This window comes from Fictibacillus halophilus, assembly GCF_016401385.1.
Classification (GTDB): Bacteria; Bacillota; Bacilli; order Bacillales; family Fictibacillaceae; genus Fictibacillus; species Fictibacillus halophilus.
Genome location: NZ_JAEACF010000001.1, coordinates 786357 through 810303, shown reverse-complemented (window position 1 = coordinate 810303; position 23947 = coordinate 786357). Strand labels below are relative to the sequence as shown.

The 23947-nt window shown below is 38.5% G+C and carries 15 protein-coding genes and 1 riboswitch; of the genes, 4 read left to right on the top strand and 11 right to left on the bottom strand.

The window, feature by feature from the left end:
- Positions 1 to 186: 186 nt before the first annotated feature.
- Entirely contained in the window at positions 187 to 1944 is a 1758-nt protein-coding gene (locus I5J82_RS04290; protein ID WP_198766811.1) for a B12-binding domain-containing radical SAM protein, read from the top strand.
- Between the two features lie 347 nt (positions 1945 to 2291).
- On the opposite strand, the gene I5J82_RS04285 is transcribed toward I5J82_RS04290, so the two are convergent.
- Positions 2292 to 3365 (bottom strand): efflux RND transporter periplasmic adaptor subunit, encoded by a 1074-nt coding sequence (locus I5J82_RS04285; RefSeq protein WP_198766810.1) that lies wholly within the window; start codon positions 3363 to 3365, stop codon positions 2292 to 2294.
- A gap of 15 nt (positions 3366 to 3380) precedes the next feature.
- Positions 3381 to 4052: a hypothetical protein gene (locus I5J82_RS04280; protein ID WP_198766809.1), complete on the bottom strand. Its 672-nt coding sequence runs from the start codon at positions 4050 to 4052 to the stop codon at positions 3381 to 3383.
- Between the two features lie 209 nt (positions 4053 to 4261).
- Between I5J82_RS04280 and I5J82_RS04275 the strand changes: the two genes are divergently transcribed.
- Genes I5J82_RS04275 through I5J82_RS04265 form a run of 3 tightly spaced genes read left to right on the top strand, consistent with a single transcriptional unit; the run spans position 4262 to position 8023 of the window.
- The gene (locus I5J82_RS04275) at positions 4262 to 5809 is read left to right on the top strand and encodes a spore germination protein (protein ID WP_408610408.1); all 1548 of its coding nucleotides are present in this window, start codon (positions 4262 to 4264) and stop codon (positions 5807 to 5809) included.
- The gene (locus I5J82_RS04270; RefSeq protein ID WP_198766807.1) at positions 5802 to 6899 is read left to right on the top strand and encodes a GerAB/ArcD/ProY family transporter; all 1098 of its coding nucleotides are present in this window, start codon (positions 5802 to 5804) and stop codon (positions 6897 to 6899) included. Before I5J82_RS04275 ends, I5J82_RS04270 begins: the two co-directional genes overlap by 8 nt.
- Positions 6896 to 8023, top strand: coding sequence for a Ger(x)C family spore germination protein (locus I5J82_RS04265; protein WP_198766806.1), 1128 nt, complete (start codon positions 6896 to 6898; stop codon positions 8021 to 8023). Before I5J82_RS04270 ends, I5J82_RS04265 begins: the two co-directional genes overlap by 4 nt.
- A 36-nt stretch (positions 8024 to 8059) precedes the next feature.
- Here the strand turns inward: I5J82_RS04265 and I5J82_RS04260 are convergent, their stop codons facing one another.
- From I5J82_RS04260 to I5J82_RS04220, 9 genes are all read right to left on the bottom strand, one after another.
- A complete protein-coding gene (locus tag I5J82_RS04260) occupies positions 8060 to 11461 on the bottom strand; it encodes an AAA family ATPase (RefSeq protein WP_198766805.1) in 3402 nt (1133 codons plus the stop codon).
- Entirely contained in the window at positions 11458 to 12639 is a 1182-nt protein-coding gene (locus tag I5J82_RS04255) for a metallophosphoesterase family protein (RefSeq protein WP_198766804.1), read from the bottom strand. Before I5J82_RS04255 ends, I5J82_RS04260 begins: the two co-directional genes overlap by 4 nt.
- A gap of 11 nt (positions 12640 to 12650) precedes the next feature.
- Entirely contained in the window at positions 12651 to 16391 is a 3741-nt protein-coding gene (addA, locus tag I5J82_RS04250; RefSeq protein WP_198766803.1) for a helicase-exonuclease AddAB subunit AddA, read from the bottom strand.
- Positions 16388 to 19891: a helicase-exonuclease AddAB subunit AddB gene (addB, locus tag I5J82_RS04245; protein ID WP_198766802.1), complete on the bottom strand. Its 3504-nt coding sequence runs from the start codon at positions 19889 to 19891 to the stop codon at positions 16388 to 16390. The genes addA and addB overlap by 4 nt, the downstream gene beginning before the upstream one ends.
- Positions 19892 to 20135: 244 nt before the next feature.
- Positions 20136 to 21209 carry a GGDEF domain-containing protein gene (locus I5J82_RS04240; RefSeq protein ID WP_198766801.1) on the bottom strand — a complete coding sequence of 358 codons (1074 nt, stop codon included), beginning with the start codon at positions 21207 to 21209 and terminating at the stop codon, positions 20136 to 20138.
- Between the two features lie 69 nt (positions 21210 to 21278).
- Entirely contained in the window at positions 21279 to 22229 is a 951-nt protein-coding gene (locus I5J82_RS04235) for a GGDEF domain-containing protein (protein ID WP_198766800.1), read from the bottom strand.
- A 198-nt stretch (positions 22230 to 22427) separates the two neighbouring features.
- Positions 22428 to 22516, bottom strand: a riboswitch (cyclic di-GMP riboswitch).
- Between the two features lie 78 nt (positions 22517 to 22594).
- On the bottom strand, positions 22595 to 23248 hold the full coding sequence (locus tag I5J82_RS04230) for a serine/threonine protein kinase (protein ID WP_198766799.1): 654 nt from the start codon (positions 23246 to 23248) through the stop codon (positions 22595 to 22597).
- 107 nt (positions 23249 to 23355) lie between these two features.
- Positions 23356 to 23715 (bottom strand): YhjD family protein, encoded by a 360-nt coding sequence (locus I5J82_RS04225; protein WP_198766798.1) that lies wholly within the window; start codon positions 23713 to 23715, stop codon positions 23356 to 23358.
- Positions 23716 to 23731: 16 nt separating this feature from the next.
- Positions 23732 to 23941, bottom strand: coding sequence for a hypothetical protein (locus I5J82_RS04220; protein ID WP_198766797.1), 210 nt, complete (start codon positions 23939 to 23941; stop codon positions 23732 to 23734).
- Positions 23942 to 23947 lie beyond the last annotated feature (6 nt).

Here is a 23947-nt window from a genome sequence, read left to right as displayed (position 1 = left end):
ATTCCTCCTTTAATAAACGCTTACAAAAGTAATTATTATTACTATATCGGTTCTGACTTTGTACCGTAAAGAAATTTGCTGTTTGAAAAACACAATACTCGTTTTTGATTCTTTTTAAAATATGGTAAAATAGTTTGTCATCTAAAACGCCCAACTGATGGGTAACAGTAATGAGGTTATTAAATTATGAAAACTGTACTAAGTACGTTAAATGCTAAATATATACACACTTGCCTTGCGCTGCGCTATTTAAAAGCATATAGCGAGCCTGATTTTCCTGTAACGATTCGAGAGTTCACGATCAAAGATCCATCTCTTAATATCGTGACCGATCTTTATAGTCAAAACCCAGATGTTCTTGGATTCAGCTGCTATATTTGGAACATTGAAGAGACGATTAAAGTCATCCAGATGTTTAAAAAGATCAAACCAGAAACGAAGATCGTTTTAGGTGGTCCTGAAGTATCTTATGATGTGGCTCACTGGCTCGAAAAGATTCCGGAAGTAGACTTTATTGTTGTAAATGAAGGCGAGGAAACGTTTAAACACTTGCTAACTCAGATTCAAAATGATGGTGGCTTTGAATCTGTAGCTGGACTGGCATATCGAAAAGAAGGAAAACCTAAAATTAACGGTCCTCGAGAAAAATTGGACTTAAAGACTGTCCCATCTCCATTCCGCTTCGAAGAAGATATCCAGTCTTTATCAAAACGGATCACTTATTTTGAGACAAGCCGTGGCTGTCCATACTCATGTGCGTTCTGCTTGTCTTCGATTGAAGTTGGTGTTCGATATTTTGATCCAAAGCTCGTTAAAGACGATTTGATCTTTTTGATGGATAACGGTGCAAAGATTATTAAGTTTGTGGACAGAACGTTTAACATTCGCAGAGATTATGCACTCGATATGTTTTCATTCTTAATTGAAAACAGAAGACCGGGTGTTGTTTTTCAGTTTGAGATCACTGCTGATATCATGAGACCGGAAGTGATCGATTATCTAAATGAACATGCACCAAAAGGTTTGTTCCGTTTTGAGATCGGTGTTCAATCAACAAACGACGCTGTAAACGAATTGGTACAACGACGACAGAATTTTGAAAAGCTGACTCGTACCGTAACAACTGTACGCGATGGCGGGAAGATCGTTCAGCATCTAGATTTGATTGCAGGCTTACCTGAGGAAGATTATAACTCGTTTAGAAAGACATTTAATGATGTTTTCGCTTTTGGCATCGAAGAAGTTCAGTTAGGCTTCTTAAAGATGTTACGAGGAACAGGACTACGATTAACAGCAGAAAAGCATGACTACGTGTATATGGATCACTCTCCATATGAGATATTAGGGAATAACGTTCTAACGTTTGATGAAATTATCCGTATTAAACAAGTTGAAGACGTATTAGAGAAATATTGGAACGACCATCGAATGGATCATACCGTAAAATATTTAATACACCATGTATTTGACTCACCTTTTGATTTCTTCCAAGAATTCGGGACATATTGGGAAACGCGTGGATGGTCAAGAATCGGTCATCAGTTAGAAGACTTGTATACCCGATTGATCTCATTCTTAACTGAAGCTGCACCACATGCACTTCCTGTTGCAGAAAGCCTGATGAAACTCGATTATTTGGAAAGACAACAGTTCAAACCACGTAAACCATGGTGGGAAAATACGCAGAACAAAGAAGAAACATCAAGAGTGCTTTCGCTGCTCGCTCAATATCCAGAAATGATTGATGGGTTTCCTGTTCTTTCTGAGAAAGATATGCATAAACACGCGTTTGTCACAGAAACTGCGGTTGATCCACTATGTGATCAGCTAGAACCAAATGGTGAGAAAGATTTCTTACTCATCGCATTATTTGATCCTAAACAACAATCAACCAAAGTTTTCACAGCAGCTAAAAAGTCATTGCTAACAAAAAAGGATGCGTAAAATCGCATCCTTTTTTGTATTCTTCTTTGCTATCAAAGGTTCAGTTTTTATCTTCTTTATTGAAGTAGGTAGATAGAACGTGTATAACCCATTCCCTATCGCAGTTAGTGTTTTTGTCAAAGGGTCTATTCTTAAGATTCTTGCTTTTGAACTATAAAAAAGCATCATTGACAAGTTGGTTGGAGCGCAAGGTTGCTGACTCCTACGGGACGAGCGATCAGGTGAGACTCCTAATGGCGCATAGCGGCAGGAGGCTCACCGTTCGCTCCGTGGAAAGCATGCAACCTGGAGCGGAAATCAACTACTTTCGAGAACTCCAATGTATACGAAACAGCCATGAAAAATAATTACTTTTTCAAGACCGGTTGCCCTGAAACATATACAGGCGAAGGATTCAGTACGACAACCTGACCGTTTTTAAGCCCCTTTGTAATCTGCACGTTACCCTTTTGCTCAAGACCAGTTGAAACGTTCAGCTTATACAATTTGTTTTTCACAATGATTAACACATACATTTTCCCATCGTCTTTTAAGATGGCTTGTTTAGGCACGCTAATCGCTTTTTCTGCTAGCTTTTCTGTTACGATGATTGTAGCTGTTTGTCCTTCAACCCAAGGGGCTTCATCCTCAACAAGTACGGTTAACTTAAAGTTATCCTGATTAGATGGCAATACAGTTTGAACCGTACCCTTCAGCATCTTTTCGCCATTGGATTTTATTTGAACCGAATCCCCTGTTTTCACGAGAGAAGCTATCTTTTGATCGATGTTAGCAACGATTTCAAAGTTTCCTTGACCTACAATGGTAAGTAGAGATTCATCATCGCCAACAGCATTTAGTTCTGAAACTACACCGTCTGCTGGACTTTTCACACTAAGATCATCAAGCTGTTTTTCTAGGTCAGATATTTCATCTGATAAGACGGAACTTTCATTTTCAGCCAAGTCACTTTGCAATTCAGCTTCTGCCAATTTCTCTTGAAGAAGCACTTTAGCATCTTTACTGTCTTTTTCTTCATCAAAGGACGAAAGTTCATTTTTCCAGTCACTTATTTGTCCTGAATAGTGGCTACTTCTTACATCAGCTGCCTCTTTGTCTCGTTTCAAGTTGCGAAGTTCTTTTTCAATCTCTTGATTTTCATACGTAATTAACGTTTGACCCGAAGTAACAGTATCTCCTTTCGATACCATCACCTCTTTTATCGAACCAAGAGATGCATTTTCATATATTTCAAAGGTGTTTTTAGACTGAGCAACACCAGTTGTTTCGTGTTTTTTCGTAAAGTCTTTTTGTAAAGATATGCCCGTTTCAACTCTTGGAGCTTCAACAGCGGCAGATTCTTTTTTATCAAAAATCACAATGTTCATCACGATCAGGAGGACAACCATAATAGCTGCAGCAACCCATTTTAGTTTATTCATAAGCTTGTCTCCTCCTTAAATCAGCTGTCCACTAGTTAATGCAGCGTATAGTGAAGATAATAAAATGAAAACAACAACAAATCCTATCGTAACAACGAGGCAGTAATTCTTTTCTTTGAACGATAGTTGACGAAGTGCATAGTACATGACAACCGAGCCCCAGATTGTAAAAATATTGATGCTGTTTAAGAATTCTTGCCAAAAGCCATGCTTAAAGAACAGTACACCTGCAAAACCGAATCCTAACGGCTGAACAACTTCTTCAGCACCTGTTACAAACTGAACTGGCAGTTTGAAAAGAAGTCCGATAATAAATAGAAGATATACCGTAGTCATTACATAAAAAAGTGCTCTATATCCGATGTCTCTGAAGAAAAAATATAAAAATAGTGATCCTGTATTTATGACGAAGAACGGTACGATCAATCCCCAAGCTCCGCCTACTACAGCGACGAGATATCGCAACAGCTCAAGTTCCGCTCCACTTAGTTTTGCCGCCTCTACAAAAGAAATTGTTTTGAACGATGGAAACGCTGCAAAAAATGAAAGTGCATGCAGCAAACCGCTAGCGACTAATATAGCAAAAAAACGAATCCAAAAACCTTCTTTATCTTTCCACTCATTATAAAATGCAAAATATGTATTCGGCTTTGTTAAAGCAGGAATAAATTGTGCTCTTCCTGTCATGGTGCCGCCCCCTTCTCTCTTATCTCTGTCTATGTTATCACAATTTTTTACTCATAATGACAATTTCTGACTCATTTTTGAAAAATAGTACCTTATCCGCATAAATACGTTGAGGTAGCAAAAACTAAACCAAATTATTGCGAATCGGGATGATGTTCATCATGACTTTTTTTAAAAAACCAAAAAAATTGCTAGAACAGAAAATCACTATGAAAGAAGAAAAAAATCAAAAGTCTAGTCCATCCTCTCAAAAGAATTCTGTAAAAAACTCTCAACCTGAGCAGGATATGAATGTTAACCATCAGTCAATTCATGATCTTTTGACTGACATTGAAAAGAGTTTTTCTTATTCAGAAGATTTACAAACACATATGATAAAAATGCCGTCAGACAAAAGTGAAGTAGCTCTAATTTTCTTAGATTCTATCATTGATAAACAGAGAGTTCAGGATTTAATTTTAAATCCACTTTTTGAATTGGACGAAGATATCGACATTCGTACCTTCGAAAAAGTAATTAATATTGACTTTAAAAAACAAACGGATTTTACAAAAATTCAAGAATTACTCTTGCAGTCGTATACATTGATATTTACTAAAGACTCTTCATGTTATTTTTCTGTATTCACGCCCATTAAAACAGAACGTGACATCTCTGAACCAGACAACGAGGCAGTTATCCGTGGTTCTCATGAGGGCTTTATTGAGAGTATGTCAACTAATATAGCCCTAATTCGTAAACGACTTAAAAGTCAAAAACTTGTAGTAAAGTATTTAAAAGTGGGAAAAGAAACACACACGAATGTTGCCATGCTTTATATGTCTGATATTGCAAATCCTGAAATCCTTCAGGAAGTTGAACGAAGAATAAATTCGATTGAAGCGGATTCTGTTATGACTCCGGGAAATATTGAAGAAAGTATTGAAGATAAGACCTTTAGTCTGTTTCCGCAAACATTAAGTACAGAACGCCCTGACCGTGTGGCTGCAAACTTGATGGAAGGAAGAGTAGCTTTACTATATGACAGCTCACCGACTGTAAACCTTGCTCCCGTAAATTTTTTCGTATTCTTTCAAACACCGGATGATTATAACAAACGCTGGATGTTAGGAAGTTTCTACCGATTAATTCGATTGTTCAGCTTTTTCATCGCAATCGGTCTACCAGCCTTTTATATAGCGATTGTTTCTTTTCATTTCGAAGTAATTCCATCTGCCCTCATCCTTTTGATGAAAAGTTCACTTGAAAATATTCCGTATCCCCCACTATTTGAGGCGTTAGTCATGGAGCTCACGATCGAATTAATTCGTGAAGCTGCTATTCGTCTGCCGACAAGGATTGGTTCCACCATTGCCATCGTAGGAGGCTTAGTAATTGGGGATGCAGTTGTAAAAGCAGGACTCATTTCAAACCTGATGATCATAGTTGTGGCTACCACCGCGATTGCTGCCTACACAGTCCCTTCCAACGAGATGAGTTTGGCAGTTCGTTTATTACGCTTTCCTTTTATGGTAGCTGCCGCAACATTTGGTTTCTTAGGAATCGTATTCGGATTGATTATCATGTTCTTTCATCTTTGTCGTCTATATTCTTTTGGTACGCCATACTTTGCACCACTTGCACCTTTTAAAATAGGAGATTTAAAAGATACAATCATTCGATTGCCATTTTTCAAGATGAACTCTCGTCCTAGTGATATTAAGCCAATTAAAAAAGATGAAGATAATCATACAAGAAAGTGGGAGACTCATGAATAGCAGCCATACGATAACTCATAGACAGCTGTTCTTTGTCATTATCCAATCTCAGATTGGAGTTGGAGTCCTTTCACTCCCATATACATTGTTCGCCAAAGCGAAAACAGATGGCTGGATATCTTTACTATTAGCAGGACTCTTTATTCAGATCTCCATACTTGCGATTTGGAAACTATGCGAGATGTACCCTAAGCAAACAATCTTTGATTTTATACCTAAAATAGTCGGTACGAAACTCGGAGCTGTTCTGAATATTTTATTCGTTGTTCATTTGTTCTCTGTTTGTGTTGTTATTCTAATCCTGTACAACAGCATCGTATCAAAATGGATTTTCTTTCACACTCCAAGGTTCGTGGTCATTTTAATATTAACTCTTACTTGTGTCTATTGTGTAACATGTACGGCACGAGAGATCGCCCGTTTCTTGATGCTAGTTTCTCCAATGCTACTTTTACTATTTTTCTTTGTAGCATATGCCTATACAGACGTTCATCTTCTTTATGCTTTTCCACTCGGAGCGGTAGGTGTAAAGACCATTATTTCAGGTTCTACGGATGCATTGATCTCTTTGCTAGGGTTCGACACAGCACTCGTATTTTTGGCTTATACTCAAGGGAGATCGAACAGTAAGTTGAAGGCTATGTCTTATGCTTCATTATGTGTAACTCTTTTCTATTGTTTTGTGACATTTACTACTTATATCTTTTTCAATCCTGTAGAAATTGTTATTGTTCCAGAGCCTGTGCTGTATATGTTGAAAGCATTCTCTTTTAAAATCTTGGAAAGAACCGATTTAATCTTTCTTTCTATATGGATTGTATCCGTTACAACTTCTCTCATTAGTTATCTGTTCTTTACAGCAAAAGGAGTACAGACGCTGTTTAAAATGAAACATCATAAATCTTCCGCTCCTTATGTAGGAATTATTTGTGCTCTAATCGCTTCAATTCCGGGAAGTAAACTTGATATTCAAACTTGGTCCAAAATAATCGGTATGACTGCCTTGAGTTTTTCTGCTCTATTTCCAATCTGCTTATTGCTAATTGCTATTATCAAAAAGAGAAAAGAAAAAGGAGCTGCATCAACATGAGAAGGATAATATCCATTTCTCTTTTATCCTGTCTTCTATTTTTATCTGGTTGTTGGGATCAGACACAGTTGAACGAGACTAAACTAGTTAGAGCGGCTGGTTTCGATATTTTAAAAAATGGAAAAATAAGAAACACCGCTTCTATTCCTCAATCCATTAATACTGAGACAGGAGCAGGTCAAGTTAATAATCAAGTCTTTTATGCTGTTGGAAACACAGCTCGACAGAGTAGAATTAAATTAGATCGAAAAGTTTCTGAACAAGTTGAAGCTTCTAAGAACTTAATTGTAATACTAGGAGAAAGCGCTGCAGAAAACGACATCTATCACATTCTAGATGTTTTCTACCGAGATCCTAAATCCGCTCTAAATGCACGAATTGCCGTAGCAAAAGGGAATGCTTCTGATGTAATCAGTTCAAAATTTGAAGAAACAGAAACCACGGTTGGTATTGGTCAATATTTAAACGAATCTGTGCGATCAGCAGAGAATGCTTCCATTGTTCCAGCAGAAAATATTCAGACAATATGTCCCGTTATGTTTGATCCTGGTCAAGATTTTGCTTTACCTTATCTCGTTTCAGAAAAGAATGATGTATCTGTTAATGGCATTGCCATTTTTCATGGCTATAAGATGGTAGGGAAGATCTATGGTGCCGAAGGGGTTATGTATACGTTGCTCACCGGAAAACAGAAGCATCCTTCCATGTCATTAACAAAAAAAATCACAGACAAACATAAAGACAGAATCTTGAATTATGTCTCTATAAAAGTAAAAAAGAATAAACGGACCTTCATTGTGAATGTTTCTCCTGACGATAAGATAGCCGCTCATATTAAACTTGATATGAAAGTCGTAATTACAGAGTATCCGAGGGATAATCTTACTTCTAAAAAGAAAATTCAAAACATCGAACAAGAGCTAACGAAGGTATTAACGAAGGATGCAAATAACATTCTTAAAAAGCTGCAAGATATGAACAGTGACGCTTTTGGAGTTGGCAGAAAACTTATAGCGTTTCATCATCCAACATGGAAAAAATTAAATTGGAACAAAGAGTATCCAAATATAGATTATACCGCTTCAGTGAATGTTAAAGTCATCGGTCATGGAATCATAGAATAAAAAAAGGATTCAAGGCTTTTATGCCTTGAATCTTTTTTACATCTGATCTAATTTTACACGAGTTCCCCTGCCTGAGTGTTCAGCTGGTTCGACGATCAATCGTTTCGTTAATCTTGCTTTTAATTCAGGCACGTGAGATATTACTCCGATCGAAAAGTTTTCCATTCTAACTTTTTCTAAAGCTGTTACAACTGTATCCAACAGTTCTTGATCAAGTGTACCAAATCCTTCATCAAGGAAGAAAAACTGAAGGGGGAACTTCCCTCTTAACTGAATTTGAGCGGAAAGTGAAAGCGCGAGTGCAAGTGAAGTTAAAAATGTTTCCCCACCAGATAAAGAAGTAACTGGTCGTTTAATTCCCCCGTTGGCATCATCTCGTATAACAAAACCACCTGCTGAATCTACTTCAATAGCATAACGTCCCCGAGTAAGTTTTGCGAGTCTGCCAGACGCATCACGTGTAACAAGATGCAGCTGCTCTTCTGCCATAAACTCAACAAAAGCATTTCCTCGGAATACACCTTGAAGTTTACCCAGTTGCTCTAATATTTTTGATACTTTATTCTTTTCCTTCTCTAATTCGTTGTAACGTGTATGATTCTTCTCAATCATCATATATCTTTGTCGTGCTTCTCCAACAGCCTCATGCGTTTCATTCATTTCATGTTTAAGTCTCTGCAGCTCCAATTTTGCAGACGCAACTTGTTGATCTGAAAGGAATTCAGCAGGCAGCTTTTCCTTTATCGCTTCAAGTGCCATCCTATTTGATTTACAACGATCATTGTAATCAGTCAGTTGCTTTTCCCATTCCATCTGAACTTGCTCGTCTTTTAAACAGTTTTTAAAATCTTCATATGAATCAAATTCTGACTTACTTAACTGGTTGTTCCATTCATGCTCAGTTTTTTCTACTCTTGATCTTGCATCATTCATGCGTTGAACAACCGAATGATATACTTTGTCGGATTCTACATACTGCTGCTTTGCTTTTTCGTATTCACGTTCTGAAGTAATGAATGTCGTCTTAAGATTCTTAAGCTCAGACTCCGTTCTATCAAGAACCTTCTGAACGTTCTCATCACCCACTCTGTTATACAGCTTTTCTTTTAGAATTTTAATTTCATTATGAAGCATTTCTTGTTGATTAGAAGAGATCGTTAAACTCATATTCAACTCTGCTTTTTGCTCTTTGGCTGCTTCCATTTTCTTCGTTTGTGTTTCTAGGAAGTCCTCTGCAATGTTTAAGCTTCTTACGATTTCGGATTGACGACTTTCTTTTTGTTGAAAAAGTTTTAGCTTTTCTTTTAGCTCATCTGGTGAAAAAGGTATCTCGGCTTGCTTCCATTCCGATTGGATAGAATCTATTTTCTTCAATATCAAAAGAAGTTGTTTTTTTAATTTGTTAGTTGCTTCTTCACACTTTTCAACAGAAATAGAGATCCGCTCATATTGTTTTTGTTCGTTGTCTAATTTGGACAATAGATTCTGCATCTGCTCTTCAATGAGGAGCTTGTCTTGCTGAATTCCTTTTACCTTCGTTAAATGGTCCTTAATTTGTTCAAAAGAGAATGCGCTGAACTTTTCTTTCTCCACCATCACCGTACTTTGATCAGATGCTGCAATTTCAGCGTTAGCAAGTTGTAATTTCTTCCACAGCGTTAGAGAATCTTTTTCAAGACCCTCACTATAATGTTTCAACGCATGATAGTGTTCTTTCAAACGTTCATTCGCTTCTTCTAATTCTTGAATATGCTCGTTATTATGTTCTACTGTTCCGTGCATTTGATTCGGTGAGGGGTGGATTGTTGAACCACATACAGAGCACGGCTCGTTCTCTTTTAACTCCGCAGAAAGCTGTGCAGCTAGGAGGTTTATTCTCATTTTTTCTTGTTCGTTCTTGGATTCTCTAAGCTCAATCATAAGAGCTTTTGATAACTTTTCGTTCGAACGCAGAGCTTCTGATACTTCTTCGTATATTTGTTGGATATGTTTCAATAATTTCTTACCTGTAGCATAACTTTCAGCTACTGTTGAACCCACCTGTTTTTTCGTTTTTTCTGCAGAATTCATCTCAGTATCTGCTTCAGAAAGTTCATTTAGTATTTTTTGCTTTTCATCCTGAACATCTTCTATGCGTTGATTCAGCAGAATGGCTTGTTGAATGAAATGGCGTTCTTTTTGAGTGATCTCAATCTGAGATAATTCTTCCTTTAATGCTGTTTGTTTATCTTTTCCACGCTTAAGAACTTGTGATGCATCATATTCTGCTTTTTCACTATCTTCGAGCAGGGTCACTAATCGTTTATATTTTTCCGTTTCGTTTAGTGATACTTCATTTTTTCCCTGTAGATCTTTTTCCCAATCAAGAGCCTCTTTTAAGCCACTTCTCTTTTCAATAAGAACAGGCTCTTTCTGATTGATTGCCGACTTAGCGATTTCGTATTTCTCTTCTAGCTCTTCAAGAATGGTTTTAAATTTTTCAGTTTGTGTTCTTAGTTGCTCTTGCTCTTCACGTATTTTTTTCTCTTGTGTGAGTGATTGCTTCCATTCGTTCGCATAAGGATAAATTCTGTCTGCAAAATTAGCTTTCCTTAAATCACTCTGAAGACGTTCCATAGGAATTTCCTGTTTCTTCAGTTCGTTTCTTTCTTCAATCAGCTTTTCATTTTGGACTTGGGCATCCCAATAAACCTCTAGTGTTTTGAGATTCTCTTCTTCTTTTTTATAATGTTTTGATACTAGTTCTAATTTTTTCTCATTTTCTTTGAGATGGGCTTTAGCCTGTTGTAGAGTCAGAAAGGACGCTTCTCCAAGACCAGTTTGCTCAGCTGTGATTTCATTCAAGCGGTTTTTTTGTTCGTCCGACCGCTTCTTTAGCTTCTGATTTAGTTTATCTCCATACTTTTCAAGCTGAAACAATCGTTGGAGCATCTGTCTCCTATCAGCACCTTTAAGCGATAAAAATTCAGCAAACTTACCTTGAGGTAGTACAACTGCTCGCGTAAAGTCATCGATTGTCAAACCGATCAGCTCTTGAACAAGACGTGTGACATCCCGTTCTTTGTCTGCATGAACAACAGATTCACCATCCACCACTTCAATTAATCGACAAGTAGTTGTTCGAATGGAATGCTCGCCACTTCTTTTAAACGTACGTTCCACACTGTATTCTTTTTGCTGAGCTCCTTCACCTATTTGAAAAGAAAACGAAACAGACAGTTTATCTTCAGCCTGATTCATAATTCCGTGTGTTCCACCAGCTGCTCGTTCTACCTTCCCGTATAACGCTAGTGTCACGGCATCTAGAATCGTGGACTTCCCGCTTCCAGTGGGTCCAAAAATACCGAAGACTCCACCAGAACAAAGCTCATGAAAAGGAACGGACTGCGCTTCTCGAAAACTTTGCAAACCTGAAACGGTTAATGCTATAGGTCTCATTCTTGTCCCTCTCCTTCTGTTTCCTCTTCTCCAACAAGATCTAGAAATAAAGAGATTAAGTCATGGTCTGGTATCGCTCCGCCTGTTTGCCGCTTATAAAACGTTGTAAATAGTTCATCAACTGGTAGTTTCTGAGCAGATACAGAGATTTGTTCTCCAGACTTATCTTGAAACACAGGTTTGATATGAACAATGCCTTCATGTGCTTTTCTAAGTCGTTGAATCTCTTCCATCGACAGTGCATCTTGAACATGTATGGATAGATCAATCCAGCAATTATGATGCAGACCATCCTGAATTCCTTGAAAGACTTCTGAGACACCATTTCTAGCTTCCCATGCTACTAGTGGTTTTCCTGAACGTAAATGGAGCTCTTCAACTTCTGCTATACCATTTGGTTCAACGTCAATAATGGACACTGATTTTGCTTGACCGCTTTCTGAGAAGCTATAAGATAGCGGTGACCCTGAGTACCTAGCATCTGTTTTTGCTCGTTTAATTCGTTGAGGACGATGCAAATGGCCTAAAGCTACGTATTGAGCAGCACTCGGAAGACTTTCTGCAGCTACCGTATATGCACCACCAATATGAACAGGGCGCTCAGATTCAGTTTCCTTGCTTCCTGCGACATAAAGATGACTCATCGCAACATGCACGTTTCCGGGACTAAAGTGAGATGTGATCTGCTTAAAATAAGAGTCAACCCAATCATCATATTGGGTTCTTACATCTAGTTCTTCAGCAGATTCACTTAAGAGCATCTTTAGTCTCGATTCTGAAGGATAAGGTAATGCTGCGATTTCTAAAATTTCTCCCGTTCTCTTTATTGGAATACGCTGAAGGTCTAGTGTTGGTAGACCTACTAGCGTAATGCCCAGTTCTCGTAAAAGGGGGAATGATGCAGCTAGTCTTTCTGGATGATCATGATTCCCCGCTATCGCGATAAACGGACATTCTCCTTTTCTATTAATCCGTGACAGCGCATCATAAAACATTTGCTCTGCCATAGCTGGAGGGTTTACCGTATCAAATACATCTCCCGCCATTAGTACAGCATCTATTTTTTCTCGCTGGACAATCTCAACGAGTTCATCTAGAAAATCTTGTTGTTCCTGTAGTCTGCTACGTCCTTCCAATGAGCGCCCAAGATGCCAGTCAGCAGTATGAAGTAATCGCATCGTATCCCTCCTTATTTCACTTGAAGAATGTGTCCACCATCAAAAAAGTAAAGATAACTTTCTTTAACAGGCTTCTTTAATATTCTTTCAATGGCTTTTGCGTACAAATTCAGCTGCAACTCATAACGGTTGTACAGGATCTCTTTTGCTCCTGTAAAGCCGTTTGTAAAGCGGTTCGTAATTTTGTCTGTTTTATAATCAATCAATATATATCCATCTTCCTCTTCAATCAGACAGTCAATAACACCTTGTACAAGTACATGTTCATCTTCGCCTGACCAATCTCTTTGAATCTCTGATATTGGGAGGGCCATACTAAATGGAATTTCTCGTTTCAAATTATCATTCTCTTTCATTCTCTCGCCGAGTGGACCATCCATAAACTGCTGAATCTGAGAAAGTTGAATGTATTGAGCTTGTTCTCTTGTGAGCAGCTCTTTCGTTTCCATTTCTGCAAGCTGATTTTGAAGTGAGTCTAGAGTAGCTGGTCTTCTAAAGTCAATATGCTGCATGACCATATGCATTGCTGTACCAACTTCAGCAGCATTCAACTGTTCTTCTTGCATAAATTTGGGCCGCTCATGTATGACTTGTTGGGCGGCTTTTACTAGTTCTGTAGAACTGTACTCATCTGCTTGATATTGTTTTTTAATTTCTGTAACTGACTGTTTGGAACGGGTATGTGTTAAGTGTTTATGTGTATAACTCCATTCGAGTCGACGTTTAACTTCATTAAAATCATTCGAAGCAAGATTCACTCTTTCATAGTTCTCTAACCGTTTCAGCAATTCTTCTTGTTTTTCTTTCGCTTCTACTTCTAACTCTTCAAATTGACTCGCTTGCAGAACGGTAATCTTCCAATCTGTTTCATCCACATAAACTTCACCTCTGCCTCTTTCACCTGTACCAAGGAGTGATAAAAGGGGATCTGCGTTCTTATGGCGTATGACTGCTCTCCCGATCCAATCGAGATAACTCTTTACACCAGCTCTTTCAAAGTCTGGTAGAATCCAGCTTTCTTCATAAAGAGAGTCACTCCATGCATCCACAGATTTTTCAATGTCATTTACAGTGCCGACTAAATACAATTTTTCTTTAGCACGTGTAAGAGCGACATATAGTACTCGCATCTCTTCTGCGATCAGTTCCATTTTCTTTCTTCCGGCAATTGCAAGCTTCGGAAGGGTAGGATAGGCAATTCGGTACTCTGGATTTATATATTGAGTTCCTAGTCCGAGTTCTTTATGAAGAAGAACTTTTTCGTTCAGATCTCTTGTATTAAACTGCTTATTAATGCCTCCAACGAAAACGATCGGAAACTCTAGACCTTTACTTTTATGAATCGTCATGACACGAACAACATCTTCTTGTTCACCTAAAGCTCTTGCCGCACCTAGATCTTTTCCTCGCTCCTGCATTCTTTCAATAAAACGAAGAAAGCGGAAAAGCCCTCTAAAAGATGTACTTTCATACATTTTCGCACGATCATATAAAGCTCTTAAGTTGGCTTGTCGTTGTTTTCCGCCGGTTAATCCGCCTACGTAATCAAAATATCCGGTTTCCCGGTAGATGTCCCAGATCAGATCAGAAAGAGATCCTTGGCGTGCTTGATGACGCCATTTTTCTAGCTGGTCTAAAAACTTAGATACCTTACTCTGAATACCAGGGTTATCTCCTTCTGCCCGATACAGTTCTACGGCACCCAAATAATTATCTTGTTTTTGTTTCAATCTGATCACTGCAAGTTCTTCACCTGTCATTCCTACAAGTGGCGAACGAAGAACAGCGGCAAGTGGTATGTCTTGCAGTGGGTTATCGATCACTTTTAACAGTGACATCATGACATGAATCTCAGTCGCATCAAAATAACCAGTTGAGAGTTCAGCATACGCTGGTATTCCTTGCTGTTTGAACTCTTCTAATATGACCGGTGCCCATACGGAGGTTGCACGGAACAACATGACAATGTCTTTGTATTTTGCAGGACGCAACTTTTTTGTATGCTTATCAAGAACGAGATGAGGAGAATTCCCCGTTGTTCCAACGATCTGTTTTATTTTTTCAGCTATAACTCTTGCCTCTAACTGGACGGTTTCAAGCTCTGACTTTTCTACTTCTCCATTTTCAAGCCCTTCTTCATCTGTTACAGGCTGACTTTTATTAATCAAAAGAAGTTCTGGTTCATTTCCCTCTTGGTCAGGATAATAAGTGGCACCGAGCTTTAGTTCAGCATCATCGTTGTACTCAATTTCTCCTACTGTTTCGTTCATAATCTGTCTGAACAAATAGTTTGTTGCTTGAAGTATTCCGTTTCGACTTCTAAAGTTTTTGGCAAGGTCAATTCGCAAGCCCTTGCCACCTTCTTTCGTAAACTGCTTGTATTTGGATAAGAATAGAAGTGGTTCTGCTAGTCTGAATCGGTAGATGGATTGCTTTACATCACCTACCATGAACATGTTTCCTGCTTCCCCATCCTTTGATACTAAGCGTACAATGGATTCTTGAACAAAGTTCGTATCTTGATACTCGTCGACTAATACCTCTACAAATCTTCCGCGGTATTCTAGAGCCGCTTCTGATGGGACGGGAGCATCCATCGTAGACCCTTCCCCTTTTAATACTTGAAGGCAATAGTGCTCAAGATCACCAAAATCAACAAGAGACTTTTCCTGCTTTGCTTCCAAATAACGTTCCCCAAACTTTTTCACTAAGGAAGAAAGTTCTTTAACGACAGGAGCCATCTCTTCGATATGAACGATATACGAATCTGGATGTCTTTCAAAATATTCTTCTTTTAATGCGCTCGTCCGTTTTTTGATGCTATCTCTCATCGCTTTTACTTTATTCTTTAGTTCTTCATCTACATCTTTCCCACGGATTGCTTTTAATTTAGGAGGATCATAAGATTGAAATTCCTCATAAAGCTCATTCCAACTACTTTTTGCATGAAGTAATCGTTCGATGAAAACAAGATCCTCTTGCAGTGTTTCTGCATATGCGAGTGGCCCGCCTGATAGCTGACTAAGTTCTATCGCTCTTAGCGCCAACGAACGTAGCCCTTCTATTTGGAGCGATATATCGAACAGAAGCTCCTTCGTCCAAGGAAGGTCGTCTATGGAAGTCGCCTGGACCTGATACGTTTCCGCCATCTGATCTAGCCATCCGCTCGGATCAGGGTGACTACGAGCAAAATCATAAAGCGATAAGATCAGTTTTTGCAGTTCGATATCATTTCGGTCCGAACTATAAGCATCGACCACTTGGTAGAAAATATAGTCTTCTCCCTTGCTATACTCTTCTTCAAATAAATCTTCAATCACTTCTTGGCGAATAAGTTCGGCTTCTGTTTCTTCAGCTACACGAAAGCCAGGATCGAGATCCGTTTCATAATAGTGTTTACGAAGCACCTCAATACAAAAAGAATGAAGAGTAGAGATCGATGCTTTATTTAACAAGTTAAGCTGTCTTCTTAAGTGTAGAGATGAAGGATTTAAAGACAGCTCTTTATCGATTGCTTCTCCTATCCTTTTTCTCATTTCAGCAGCAGCAGCGTTAGTGAAAGTTACAATAAGCAACCGGTCTACGTCAGCAACCTTTTCACGTATCATCGTGATGATTCGTTCGACAAGGACAGCCGTTTTACCTGATCCAGCTGCTGCAGCGACGAGAACGTTTTCTCCTCTGGCCTGAATCGCCTGCCACTGTTCATCCGTCCATGTTGCACCCTCTGGTTTTGGGATTAAAGTTTTCAATTCACATTTCCTCCTTCCTCATGCATTTTCTCTAGAATGACGTCATCTTTTTCTGAACGAAGTTGACGGTATTGGTTCTCTTCAAGTGTTTGATCAAATTGGCAAACAGGTTTATACGAACAGAACGTACAAGGTGTTTTTTTCTTCATCTCATAAGGAGAGATATCGATCACCCCGTTTGTAATCCCTTCTCCACTGTTCACTGCCATCTTTCGAGCATGTTTTCGCATCGTGTCAAAATGCTCTCTTGAGGCCACGGAAGAATGTGACTTATGAAATCCTTTTTGAGTTAGGGCGACAGGAATGATAGAAGAACGCTTTTCCATAGTACTGTCCATAAGGTGAACGGCTTCCTCTTCAGCAAGAACTAAACCTTTCATCTTAAACTTCTTTAACACTTCTTTTTCGATTTCTTCCACACTAAGCAGTTTCTTTTGATTTAAAAGCGGGTTGTGTACATGAAAATACAAAACGCCTGCTGGAACGGACTCTTCACCCAGCCAGCTTTCTGAATGTGTGACCGCCACATCTAGATAGGTCAGCATCTGCAGAGCAATGCCATGATATAACTCAGCTAAGTTGAGACCTGTCGAGCTGGATTTATAATCAATCACGCGCATAAGAAGTCCTTTTGAACTTTTTGCCGTATCAACACGATCGATACGCCCTATAACTTCCATAGTCGTTCCATTGGGCAATTTATACGTTAATGGTGGCAATGTTGCACCAGAAGCAAATGCTAATTCAAGACCTGCTGGAGTGAAACCGCTCGCCTTCGCGTGCTGACTTAATATGTGTGAAGCTTTTCCCACGACTTCTTTTAGCTTCTTCTTGATGTAAAGATGTCTGTTCGAACTTAACAAGATCTCATGCTGAAGCTGTGGTGCTAAGAGTTCAACAATGTCTCCTGCCAAACGATAACAGTCTCCTTTTGAAAGGTCACTCCAAGCTACGCTTCTTTGTTGAAGCGAGTCATTCATCTGTTTTAACGCAGCATGAAAAAGCTGTCCGATATCGGGCGCTTCAAGCTTGTACATTTGCCGTTCTTTTAGCTTTAGCCCATACGACATGAACTGAGAAAATGGACATGACTGAAAAAGCTCCATCCTCGAGATGCTCGTTAAAATCTTATCGCCATAAAGATCTCTTGATACCGATGAATTGAGAGGTGCTTCTCGATTAAAATAGAAGAGAGAAGAAAGAGCTCGCTTCGCATAGAAATCATACTCTTTGTCTTCAATCACCCAATTGTATACATCCCACCAAACAGAAGAAATCGGATAACCCTTTTTCCATTCTCTGAGTTGCGCACTTAAAAAAGAGATACTTTTTATTGGATGCTGCACGAAATCCATATCATTTTGTGCAGTGGGTTCGTTTTGATATAGTTCTTCCTTTAAATCTGGGAAAAGGTCATGCAATCGCTGTATGACCATAGAAGGCTGCATCGTTTTCCCTTCCTCGTCTGCTAGGGCATACGACACAAACAGATGGTCACTAGCATTCGTTAATGCCAGATAGATCATAAACTGCTCATCAAGCAGCTTTCTGCGTGCAGTCGGTGCAAGCACCACACCGTTTCGATCAAGAGCTTCTCTTTCATCTTCTGAAAGCAATCCATCATCTTTTGGTTTTAACGGAATGATTCCATCATTTACGCCGAGAACAAAATTTACTTTTACATCCGTAAAACGAGACCTTTCCATTGTTCCTACTAAAACCTGATCTAGTGAAGGAGGAACAAGAGCAAACTTAAGGCTCTCGAGCCCTGTTTCAAGCATCTGCATCCACGTTTCTTTCGAAAGTTCTTCCTCACCAGTCAACTCTACCATCTCATCGAGAAGACCTAACACCGCATTCCAAACTTGACCATGTTCAGATGCCGCTCGTAGTTTGCCTGCTGATTCCGCATGAATTCTCAAGCGTTCAAGTTTCATCGGTACATTTAGATCTTCAAGATACTGATAAAGACTTTTGCAATATTGAATGATACTTTTGCTGTTTGACAGGTTTTTAGATAAACGACTCAATGGGGATACAATCATATCCCGCATATCGTTGATCAGCTGTTCTTTTTCATCATCACGGGTGGTCTTTCCAAAATCTTCTGCTTCGAACCCTCTGAATCTTTTATATTTCCAAGGTTTTGAATCTGTCCACCTTCTGCCTTGAATACCAAGTGCTAATACATAGTTTTCAAGTTCATCCATACAACGTCTCATCTCAGAAGTCGTTTTTCTTATCTCGTCCAGCGGATAGAGCATATCTGTTTTAACGGCTCGAAAAACAGCTTCATAGCGCCAATTCTTTAAAACAATATCTAATGACGAACGTATAAGCTCAATCAGTGGATGGTGAAGCATAGATTTTTTTTGATCTAGAAAAACAGGTATCTCATAATCTGTAAATACCGTTTCAATTAGTGTTTGATAACTACCTGTATTTCGTACTGTTACAGCGATATCACGATATCTATAACCTTGATCGCGAACGAGTTCTGCAATTTTCCTTGCTGCTCCCTCCACTTCTGATCGAACATTTACAGCTGCAGCTACTTGTACCCCTTCATGTTTGGTAGACGGTATAGCCGGTCTTCGATCATACTGCTCTTCAATATGAGCGATTGCCCTTGAATTAAACTTTGGTTTCTCATGAAGATAAATCGGTTCTTCCACAAATACACCGAGTTCTTTTGCCTGCGCTGTTAATGACTGAACAGTCTTTTTTGTCATATAAAACAAATCTAGCTCATGAGGCTCTGACTCCGAAGTAAAAGTTTCATCGGTCGTAAGGGCAATGGTTACTTTTTTGGCGTGAGCCAGTAATCCCGCCGTAACTTCTAGTTCTTGTGGAGTAAAAGAATGAAATCCATCTATGTAAATTTCACTTTCCTTAATGCTCTCGGATAAGGGAAGCTTTGCTTGAAGCAAACGTAAATAATCTTCTGAATCAACATACTTCCCAATCAGCGCCTCATCCAAGGCACTTGAAATGACACTCAGATCGGATAATTTATCCTGAAGCACTTTTTTATTATTTTCTTTTTGACCAAGCGAAAGCAGTGTTTCAGCATTCCACGAAAGATCTTCTGCACTAACACAATATCGTTTAAGCTCTGTGGTCATTAACTCAAGCAATTCGTAAAAACCACTTTGTTCAGAGGCTTTTCGAAAGATTTTAAGATCTTCTTTTTTTTGTTCGACGATTTTTCGCAGCATCATTCTTATTCCGGTAGAAGTGATATGCATTCTTGTCAAACCACCGGTCTCACCAAGAATACGCCAAGCAAGCCTTGAGAAACTAAATACTTGCGTACGCATCATTCCGGATAGATTAGGTGTTGATGCTAGCTTATACTCTGATTGAAAAGTCATCTGATCTGGTACAAGATAGATGATCGGATTTCCTGAAGGACGGTCTGTAAGTTCTCTTTGAATCTCCTTAAATACAGAGTGGGACTTTCCGCTGCCGGATCGTCCCAAAATAAATTGCAAACTCATTATGTTCATCCCCTGTTCCGCACTTGAATTCTAACTCTATTATCTCATAATCTACTAGGACATCAAAGGCTCCCACCTTTAAAAAGAATCACTTTCTCCTGGTAGTTATAGGATAGTTCTGTAAACGTATCAAACCGGTTTAATGCAAAAAACAAGATTACACGATAACGAGGAATCGCCCTAAACGAAATCAACTACTTTTTAAAATAGACAGCTAGCTTTACAAAACAAAAAAGGAAAACCGCTACAACGTTAGCTGATTTTCCTCCACTCTGACAGTATCCAGTTTACATGTATTTCTCCCTGCTGCCTTTGCTTCGTATAGCAGCATATCAGCTCTTTGGATAATCTGCGAAGGTTTTTCACCTTCTACATAATTCGCAATGCCATAACTAAGTGTAACAGGCAACGCCTTTTCATCTGACGTGTACGGAAAGTTTTCTAAATGACAATTGATTGTTTCTACTGTATTTTTCACTTCTGCTAAGCATGTCGTATGGAGAATCCAGGCAAACTCTTCTCCTCCATATCGATAAGTTTCTCCTTCTTTTAGAGAAATGAAGCGTTTAAATGTAGCTCCAACAAGCTTAAGCACTTCATCACCGATTAAATGACCATGCTGATCGTTAAACCATTTAAAACGATCAATATCACATAACACAAGTGTAAAAGGCTTATTCTGTTTTGTCTTTTCCAAGACGTCTTCTTGAAATTTTCGATGATTCAGCAAACCTGTTAAATAGTCTTGTTCCGATTGAAGCTGATACATAGTCTTCTCAAAATAATATTGTCTTTCTTTAGAAGCAATCACACCTCCGTAAAAAGCAATTAACCATAAGAAGATACTTTTCATCAAAAATTCAAAGGAAGAAAGTGTGTTCATATATCCGCTATCTCTTATGAAAAAGTAGCAGAGGATGGCAAAACTCGCTGTTCCTACTATGAAGGCACCCCTTAACCTCCAATACAGAGCGGCATGAATAACGATTAAATAACCTACAGAAACAAACGGGCTGTCAGCTCCACCTGAAAGCTGCATCAACCAGGCGTAAGCGAGACAATCAAAAACAATGCCACCCCTGGTAAAGACACGGTAGTACAAAGACGTCTCAGGCAATCTATGCAATACGATTTGTGTGGATGTCATATATATGATCCCTATTATAAAGAGAATCGGAAAAGTATCCGTTTCATATTTGAGCACGCTTGAAATAGGTTGATAATAAAAAACAGGTATACAAAGTACTAAAAAGAACCACCGTAATAAAGACGATATGGTTTCAGAACGGTGTTCGGTAATCGTAAATGAATCTTTCATGCAGTCATCTTCCTTTGCATTATACGATCTGCGAAAAAACATTGCAGAAAGGCCCTTATTTCACATTGATTAAATGAGTGATTTATTTTCACTCCTAGCTCTTTTGTTCGTGTACATCCGCTCATCAGCCAGCTGTAGATAATAATCGATATTCTCGCAAGCATCTGCAAGTAGTTCTATTGCACCGTATGCTAATGAGATGGAATCATTCCAAACGATAAGTTGACTCTCTAGCTTTTCAATTAAGATGTACGCTTCATTTTCAGTGATTCCTGGTAATAGAAAAACAAATTCATCTCCACCAAATCTAAATCCAGAGAACAATTTTAACCGCTTGGAAAGTTCTGCGATCTGCTGAAGAATTTCATCACCTGCGTGATGTCCTAGCTCATCATTGATTAATTTAAAATTATTAATATCGAACATGACAAGTGTAAGAGGAAGTTTTAGTTTGTGCGCTTTTGTGAGCTCTTTTTCTAAACAATCATAAAAGTAACGGCGATTATACAGATTTGTTAGTGGATCGCGAATGCTAATCTCTTTAAGATCTTTAAATTGTTGAGAGGAGAAACCGCTTAGAAATCCTGTTACAGCTCTGTGAGAAATCCGATTCCAACGATCTAACATGAACAGTTGTATCACTAACGGCTCGTTTATCGTTGCTTTTTTTACTTCAAATAAAACAGATTCACTAATACTCGTTGTAAAACACGCTAATGCTTGATGAGGAATTCGTTGATGTCTTAAAAAATGAATACCTGAACGAAATGCTTTTTGTTCTCCATGTTTTAAAAAAGACTCAAATCGTTCTTCTTCTAAAAAGACAGCATGCACGATTCCGCGTAAAAATTTCTCTAGTATCTTTTCATATTGCTCAACAAAACCGTTTAAAAACGTATGAAAGTCTTCATTATTTCTTAGATGCTCTTTGTGTGTATGTATCATAGCTGGAATAGACTTCATAAATCCTGGCAACAAGTTTTTTTTGAGTGCGCGTAAGTCTAGTTGGAAGTTTTCCATTCTACAACCCCTCAAATTCCTCAAAAATTACATACAAAAAGCCATCACCTAATAAAGGGAATGGCTTCTATTTATGTTTTAGATACTTTAAACCTCTATGACCGCTTGATTATTAAAGTGTGATAAGTCCTTCTAACTACACACTTTAAAATTAAAGCTTCATAGAAACGCTTGTGTCTAAACATGAGTCCGTTTCCCTTTGGCAACCGGCTGCCATTGCATGTTCACCATACTTTAGGCCCATAGCTTTGCGTCCCAGCTTTTCAACTGGTTTGCCCTTAATAACAAAGGTTTCTATTGATTTATAGTTATTATATCCTACTTAGGTAATTTGTGCCAACGATTTTAATGATTCATTAGACCTATTATTTATGACCTTTACTTTTGGATATTTTTAACTTTCTGTAGTACCTATACCCTATCCTTACTCCGTTCAAAACAAAATACGGAATCTTTATGGGAAAGTGATAAAGAGTTTTCTTGTAAATGGTGAAATAAGCCCTTCGTAAATCCTTCCATTTTCTGCAAGTTTCATATCGACTAAAATCAGAAACATCCACAATAATTCCTCTATTATTGGATATCATCACATTTTTCCCATGCACATCATTAGGAAACAATCCCTTGTCTCTCGCATGCCTTACTGCTTCGTCAATGTCATAAATCACATTTTCATGGATCTTTACTCCTTTATGCACGCAGTCGTAAAGAGTCATTCCTTCAATACGTTTTAAGATTAAAAACCGTTGTTCCGAATAATAGCAAACAGAAAATCCTGGGTGTGTGCCTAGTCGATCATAAACCTTTTTTTCCTCTAATAATTCGTGCTCATCCCTGCCATAAATCTTAACTACATAATCTGGATGATCGGGATGTGAAAAAACCGCTGCATAATTCCCACAGCCTAGCATCTGCCAAGGGTGTGGAGTATTAACGGGACATACCGGATCAAAAGGGCTCTGACTTTCAATCATAATCTCCTTGTTCAATTTTCTGGCTAGCTGGATAAAGTGTTCCATAACGTTCCTCAATTCAAATTCTAATCCTATTATCATTATCTTATGTTCCTGCAATACGTTCATTGTATACAGTTGTTATAAAAAATGAAACTTGCACGCTTTATCCATTATTCTATGGTCACTTGTAGATAATAAAGCATAAGAGTTTCTGCTTTATTTTTTAGATGGATGTTTGGAAACCTCATAATCTCACGGTAACCCCTAATAAAGATTTCATATTCTGTAATATCTTCCTCACGCCGTGCATCCATTACTTTAATTCTTCGTTTTCTCAATTCGATTCTTACATCAAATAGATCCTTGCTGATTTGATTCATAATTTGCTCTACTAATGCAACGTATGGCTGTCTCAATTTAAATGGAGAGCCGTTAATAATCTGCAGATCTCGATTAAACACTGTAAGTAAAATCGGATACATCACAAATTTTTCAATAAGCGAACGCTCTTCTTCGCTTCCATATTGCACGACAATCCCTCCAATCTCAAGAAGACAAAAAACGTGAATGTACGGATAATATGTTTCTTATGTGAAAACTTCGAATCTGCTTTCTGGCTGAACAGTATCCTTTAATGGTTTGACCGTCAAAAGAGTATGGAATTACAACCCGATGTGAAATATCACCTTTTTGTGAGAGGTAGATCATTTCTATTCCAACTCGTTCTTCTATGCATCTCATTAATAAGTTAGTCATGAAGCA

Excerpts from the sequence above, each read along its gene's own strand:
- I5J82_RS04290 (WP_198766811.1), top strand. The coding sequence starts at position 187 with ATGAAAACTGTACTAAGTACGTTAAATGCTAAATATATACACACTTGC.
- I5J82_RS04285 (WP_198766810.1), bottom strand. The coding sequence starts at position 3,365 with ATGAATAAACTAAAATGGGTTGCTGCAGCTATTATGGTTGTCCTCCTG.
- I5J82_RS04280 (WP_198766809.1), bottom strand. The coding sequence starts at position 4,052 with ATGACAGGAAGAGCACAATTTATTCCTGCTTTAACAAAGCCGAATACA.
- I5J82_RS04275 (WP_408610408.1), top strand. The coding sequence starts at position 4,262 with ATGAAAGAAGAAAAAAATCAAAAGTCTAGTCCATCCTCTCAAAAGAAT.
- I5J82_RS04270 (WP_198766807.1), top strand. The coding sequence starts at position 5,802 with ATGAATAGCAGCCATACGATAACTCATAGACAGCTGTTCTTTGTCATT.
- I5J82_RS04265 (WP_198766806.1), top strand. The coding sequence starts at position 6,896 with ATGAGAAGGATAATATCCATTTCTCTTTTATCCTGTCTTCTATTTTTA.
- I5J82_RS04260 (WP_198766805.1), bottom strand. The coding sequence starts at position 11,461 with ATGAGACCTATAGCATTAACCGTTTCAGGTTTGCAAAGTTTTCGAGAA.
- I5J82_RS04255 (WP_198766804.1), bottom strand. The coding sequence starts at position 12,639 with ATGCGATTACTTCATACTGCTGACTGGCATCTTGGGCGCTCATTGGAA.
- addB (WP_198766802.1), bottom strand. The coding sequence starts at position 19,891 with ATGAGTTTGCAATTTATTTTGGGACGATCCGGCAGCGGAAAGTCCCAC.
- I5J82_RS04240 (WP_198766801.1), bottom strand. The coding sequence starts at position 21,209 with ATGAAAGATTCATTTACGATTACCGAACACCGTTCTGAAACCATATCG.
- I5J82_RS04235 (WP_198766800.1), bottom strand. The coding sequence starts at position 22,229 with ATGGAAAACTTCCAACTAGACTTACGCGCACTCAAAAAAAACTTGTTG.
- I5J82_RS04230 (WP_198766799.1), bottom strand. The coding sequence starts at position 23,248 with ATGGAACACTTTATCCAGCTAGCCAGAAAATTGAACAAGGAGATTATG.
- I5J82_RS04220 (WP_198766797.1), bottom strand. The coding sequence starts at position 23,941 with ATGACTAACTTATTAATGAGATGCATAGAAGAACGAGTTGGAATAGAA.